At 28.3% G+C, this 6,107-nt stretch carries 4 protein-coding genes; 2 read left to right on the top strand and 2 right to left on the bottom strand.

The annotated features are described in order from the left end of the window. Positions 1–218 precede the first annotated feature (218 nt). Positions 219–815: a GNAT family N-acetyltransferase gene (locus AB2369_RS10655; protein WP_367666461.1), complete on the bottom strand. Its 597-nt coding sequence runs from the start codon at positions 813–815 to the stop codon at positions 219–221. A gap of 741 nt (positions 816–1,556) precedes the next feature. Between AB2369_RS10655 and AB2369_RS10650 the strand changes: the two genes are divergently transcribed. Together AB2369_RS10650 and AB2369_RS10645 are read left to right on the top strand one after the other, a co-directional pair. Continuing rightward, positions 1,557–2,936 (top strand): TldD/PmbA family protein, encoded by a 1,380-nt coding sequence (locus AB2369_RS10650; RefSeq protein ID WP_367666460.1) that lies wholly within the window; start codon positions 1,557–1,559, stop codon positions 2,934–2,936. A gap of 1 nt (position 2,937) precedes the next feature. Next, positions 2,938–4,233, top strand: a complete 1,296-nt coding sequence (locus AB2369_RS10645; RefSeq protein ID WP_367666459.1) for a TldD/PmbA family protein — start codon at positions 2,938–2,940, stop codon at positions 4,231–4,233. A gap of 358 nt (positions 4,234–4,591) precedes the next feature. Here AB2369_RS10645 and AB2369_RS10640 read toward each other — a convergent pair whose 3' ends face one another. After that, the gene (locus AB2369_RS10640; protein ID WP_367666458.1) at positions 4,592–6,043 is read right to left on the bottom strand and encodes a cation:proton antiporter; all 1,452 of its coding nucleotides are present in this window, start codon (positions 6,041–6,043) and stop codon (positions 4,592–4,594) included. Between the last annotated feature and the right edge of the window lie 64 nt (positions 6,044–6,107).

Raw genomic sequence — 6,107 nt, 5'->3', positions numbered from 1 at the left:
AGCAGAGGACTGAAAATCCTCGTGTCGCTGGTTCGATTCCTGCTCGAGCCACCAAAAAAGCTTAGCAAATTTGCTAAGCTTTTTTATTTTATATAAAAGTATAATACTTAGTTTATAGTTAAAAGAATGAATCTTATATTTATAGAATATAGTATTTAAAATTAATATATTATAGTAAAAGAGGTTAGAGCTATTAATAAACTCTAACCTTTTAATATTTAAACTATTTTAACCATTTTATTATAACTACATATATTTAACAAACTTTCTGTTTTAATAAATTCATAATTAAGCTTATTATAAAACTTCATAACAAACTTATCTTTTGCAAGTAAAGAACACTTATTTAACTTATAAGTTTTTGCAAGCTTCTCTCCTTCTTCCATAAGTATTCTTCCCATTCCCATACCTCTATGATTTTCATCAGTAGCTATATTGGAAATATAGAACTCTCCAATTTCACATTCCTTTATTAACCTTCCTATAATAGTATCAAAGAAATAAAGAACTTTGTTTTTTAATCCTTTTTGCATTGATAATAATAATTTACTTGAGCTTTTATTTAACTCATTAAACTTATAAGCAGGAAATGCTAATATAACACCACAAACCTTATCCTCATAAATGGCTACTTTAGCGTATTTATAGCTATAACGATTATTTGGATCTTTAACTAAAGTTTCAAGCCTCTCGAGTATTTCTGATTTACTGCCTTGCCCCCATTCTAGTGCTGGATTATCTTCAGTACTATATAGGAGTTTGGCAATACTGGCGGCGTCCTCTCCTTCAGCAGATCTGATTATTAAGTTTTTCATAATTTCAACCTCTCTTCATAAAATAATATATTTTATTCTTTATAAATATTATATATCTAATAGTATAGAAGTTATAATCCCTAAGGTGTTATGGATTAAGTACATTTTTGTGTATTTTTAAATTAACTATTTAAAGGATTTTAGCATTAAGGTTATCTATTTTATTTAAATTAAGTACTGAAAACATTTAAATAATTACAGGATAAACTTATTTAAGAATGTTTTCTATAACTAATACTTCTTTTTTAAGTAAAATATAATAATTTAATATTATAAGTATATAAGTAACAAATTATCATAAGGATAATGAATATAAAATATTTTTTAAGAAAACTTTACTATAGCATGGTTGTATTTTAGTGTATATATCCTTGAATAATATATCTAATATTGAAGATATATTATTTCAATTTATAAGATTATTAATAAAATTAAAGGATAATATGTAAAAAAATAGAATTATGTTTATATGATTCTATTTTTCATATTTAAAGAGCTGATTTTAAATTTACATTTAAGGAATACTAGGTGATAAAAATAAATAAATTAAATGATGAGTTTTAAATATTAAATCTTAGATACAGAAGGCCTACCATCTGAATGTAAGATGAGTTAATCTAGGGGCATAGCAACTGATATCCTGGTGGGTTACAAGATAGTAGTCATCAGATAAAAACTAGAATCATATTTTAGATTTTAGTGTAGGTTAGAAAAATAAGTTTGTGAAAAGGGGGCAAATAAATGGTCCAATTAAGTTTAAATAAGTATAAAGATTTATTAAGCGGACATACAGAATTAAGAATTCAAGAAAATTCTAAAGTTAATGTAGGTATATTAAATGGAGATATAGTAGCAAATTCTAAGTCTTCATTAAGAGGGGTTAGTGCTAGAGTGAATAATGGAGCATGGGGATTTGCTTCAAGCTCTAGGGTAAGTGATGATGAAGTAAGAAGTGTGCTTTTAAGGGCAAAACATAATAGTGAATTATTAGGAAAAAGAAGCAAAAAACAACCTATTACTATTTATGAAGACAACTGTAATTATAATAAAAGCTTTGCTACAACTAAGAGTAAAAATACTCAAAGGGAGCTTATAGATTTTCTTAGAGATTTAGATAACTATACTAGAACTAAGTACAAGAATTTAAAGAGTTCGGGAATATATATAAATTGTTTAAATATGGAGAAAAATTTACTTACTTCTACTGGAGGAGAATTGTATTCTTTCCTACCAAGATCCAATATGTATATAACCTTAGAATGTGAAGATAAGGAAGGGAATTCAGTAGAACTTTTTGATCTCTTAGGGGGTCTTGGAGAATTTGAAGATAATTTTAAAGAGCCTAAAGATGTTTATGACAAGATAGATAGAGTCTATGAAAGACTTGTGGACAAGTGTAATGGAATATATGCTGAGGCTGGAATTAAGGAATGTATAATTTCATCAGAAATATCAGGTATGTTAGCCCATGAAGCTGTAGGACATACAGTAGAAGCTGATATAGTTATTGGAGGATCAGTAGCTTCTGAATATTTAAATAAGGAAGTTGCAAGTCCAATAGTTAATTTAGTGGACTTTGCTCATAGTTCTTTTGGAAAAACATGTCCTGTACCTATATATATAGATGATGAAGGTACAAAGGCAGAAGATGTAACAGTTATAGAAAATGGAATATTAAAATCTTATATGCATAATAAAGAAACGGCTAGTTTATTTACTGTAAAACCTACGGGTAATGCTAGAGCCTTCGAATTTTCAGATGAACCTTTAGTTAGAATGAGGAATACTTGTATTCTTCCAGGAAAGGATAAGTTAGAAGATATGATATCCTCTATAGAAGATGGTTATTATTTTTCAAGAACTAATAATGGACAGGCAGATACCACTGGAGAGTTTATGTTTGGAGTATGTTTTGGCTATGAAATAAAAAATGGAAAGCTAGGACGTGGTATAAGAGACACCACCATATCAGGTGTGGCATTTGATATGTTAAAGACAGTAACTATGATTTCAGATGAATTTAATTGGAGTAGTGGAGGATTTTGTGGTAAGAAACAGGTTATAACTGTAGGCATGGGAGGACCATCAATAAAGTGCAAGATAAATGTAGGGGGAAGATAATATGGGTGGTAGAGAATTAATAAATTTTTGTATTTCTAAGTTAAAAGAATATGATATAGACAAATATAATATTATATTTTCAGAAAGTAGTAAGGATGAGCTTAATTTTTCCAATAAGGACTTTTCTCTCCTTAGGAGTACTATGAATGAAATTATGGATATTAAGATTATAAAGGACAATAAAAAGGCACAGATAGGTATCAATAATTTTGAAGAATATTATATAGAGGAGAAAGTTAAAGAGCTTGTAGATATGTGTAATTCCTCTGAATCAGATGAGGCAAATGATATAGCTAAATTTCAAGAAAAAGAAGAATTTAATTTAGGAGAAAAAGAGGGAAATTTAAATAGTATCATAGAGACCATAGAAAGATTTTTAAAAGATTTAAGGATAAAGTATCCAGAGATATTAATAACTGATGACTCTAATATATGCTTTAATAGAAAAGAGACTTATTTTATGAATTCTAATGGAGTGGATTTTAAAATTAATAAGGGAATATATAATCTAAGTATGGGATTCTCAGCAAAGATAGGTGAAAAGAGTTCATCTTTTAATGGTGTTGAATATTCCTTTGAGGAAGTACCTAAAGATTTAATGAACTATAAAAATCTAGAAAATAAGCTTAGAGAAAGTGTAGAACAAGTAAATGTAAGAAAGTTAGGGGAAAAGTTTAAGGGAGATATAATTTTAACTCCAAGTGTGGTTTCAGAGTTTTTATATTACTATAGGACCATATTCTTAGGTGAGGATCCTCTAATAACAGGAAGTAGTAGATTAAGAGATAAGCTTAATGAAAAAGTAACCAGTGAGAAATTTACATTAAGAGCTGTAGTAACTGGGGAGGAGATTATAGATAAAGATTTTATAACATCTGATGGATTAAAGACAAAAGATACAGATATAATTGAAAATGGAATATTAAAATCATATTTTCTAAGTGTATATGGAGCTAAAAAGACAAATAAGCCTTTAAATCCTATTGCAAATAGTTTTGTAGTTGAAAGTGGAGATAAGTCTTTAGAAGATATAATAAAGGAAACTAATAAAGGGATTATCTTTGATAGATTCTCAGGAGGAAACCCAGCAGCTAACGGAGATATTTCAGGGGTTGCCAAGGGATGTTATTATATAGAGGATGGAGAGAAAAAAGATCCTTTAGTGGAGGTTATGATATCAGGAAATCTTTATGACATGTTCAATGATATAGAGAACATATCCTTAGAGAGAATAAATGACGGAAAGAATCTACTTCCTTGGATAAGAATAAGGAATGTAGTTATAAGCGGTAATTAAAGTTATATGTAATAAAATAGAACGAATCTTCTTTTAGATGGTGTTTTTTCAACCATCTAAAAGTTAGATGAGTTAATCTAGGGGCGTAGTAACTGTTAATCCCCACCTTTTAAGAGGATGGGGTTGTTACAGTTGCTAGCCATCAGATAAATCTTAAAATTAAATTAATATATTGCTATATTTCAATACTATAGGGTTCACATGCTAATTTTTAAGTCATAAATCGATTCAAAACATAGTAGAATAAAGATAAGAAACCCACTGTGATTTTATTAAATGTAGTAAAATCATAGTGGGTACTTTATTAATAACAATTTATAAAATATTTAGCTAATGATTCATTTTAATTAATGTAGTATTAACTATGGATTTCTTCAAGGGTTAGCACATCTACAACTTCTTCAACATTTGGACTAATTCCAGCTAGGAGTATCATATCTCCATTAAGAAGTATTGTTTCCCCATCTGGAAGTATTTCTTCTTCATTTCTTTCTATAAGGAATATTCTACATTCACGAGGAAGTTTTATATCCTTTAATTTTTTATTTATATAATTATCATTTAAAACCATAGCTTCCCTAATTATAAGTTTATCAATAGATTTTTTATTACTATTATCATTGAGAATTTCATCTTTTAAAATATATTCAAATACTATAGGGAAGATAACACATGATACTACAGTGGATAATACAAATGCTCCATAAGTAGCTTCATCTATAAAACCAAGATCTAGAGCCATTTGAGATCCTACTACTATAAGACTAAGTTGAGCTGATAAGATAAACCCACCAGCTAAGGATTTTTTAAGACCAAAAGCAGATTTTAAAAGAATGCTAGGTATAAGTTTAACTAATAAAAATGTTAAAATTATAAAAGGAATCTTAGTTAGTGCATAAGGATTATTAAATACTACTTTTAAATCAAGATCTACCCCAACCATTATAAAGAAAATTGGTATTAAGAAACCATAACCTATAATATCAAGTTTATGGGTAAGTTCTTCCTTCGCCTTTCCAGAAAGCAGAGAGAATATAACTCCAGCTAAGAAGGAGCCAAGGATTATTTCACTTCCAATCTTATGAGATATGGTAACCAATATTAACATAAGAGCAAAAGCAGCACGTACACCTATATGTAAATTTTTAAAGTGCATAGCCCATAGGGTAAACCTATTATGAAACTTTTTACTAATTATATAAATTAAAAAGGCAGCCACAAATAATAGAATAAATAAGAAACTTCTATAGCTAAATCCATATTTATTAGTTGAAGCTATAATAGATAAACCTATTAAACATACAAATTCACATATTAAAGAAAATATTAAAAGGCTTTGTCCAAAAGCTGTATTTAATATTTCTTTAGATTTTAAGTAAGGAACCATAAGCCCAGGAGCAGCAGCTGTAAATAGTAAGGTGAAGAAAAGTTTACCATTCTCTAAGCCTAGTATATTTAGGGTGCCGATAAGTAAATAAGAAATCATTACAGAGAGTAAAAACATAATAGTTATGATTATACCCTGATTGTTTTTCTTAGAATCACTAGAATCTTTTTTCATAGTATTAGAAAAATCTATTTCAAGACCACTTAAAAATATCAAATAAGCAAGACCAAGTTCAGATAAGAATATAATCCAAACATCACTGCTTATAAGATTTAAGCCACTTTTTCCTATTAATATTCCTACAAATATTTCTCCAACTTGATAGGGAATCTTAATTTTTTTAAGTCCTTTTACAAAGAACGGGGTAACAAAAGCAAATAAGCTAAGAATTAGAAGTGAGTCATAACTTAAAGCATTTTCCATATTATCACATCCTCATAAGTAAATTTCTATAGAGTGGATTCTCTATAGTTTATACATGAGTTAA

The sequence above is a fragment of the Clostridium sp. genome (assembly GCF_040797585.1).
Classification (GTDB): Bacteria; Bacillota; Clostridia; order Clostridiales; family Clostridiaceae; genus Clostridium_Z.
The sequence above is the reverse complement of the archived record's forward strand: the minus strand, read 5'-3'. Positions and strand labels throughout refer to the sequence as shown.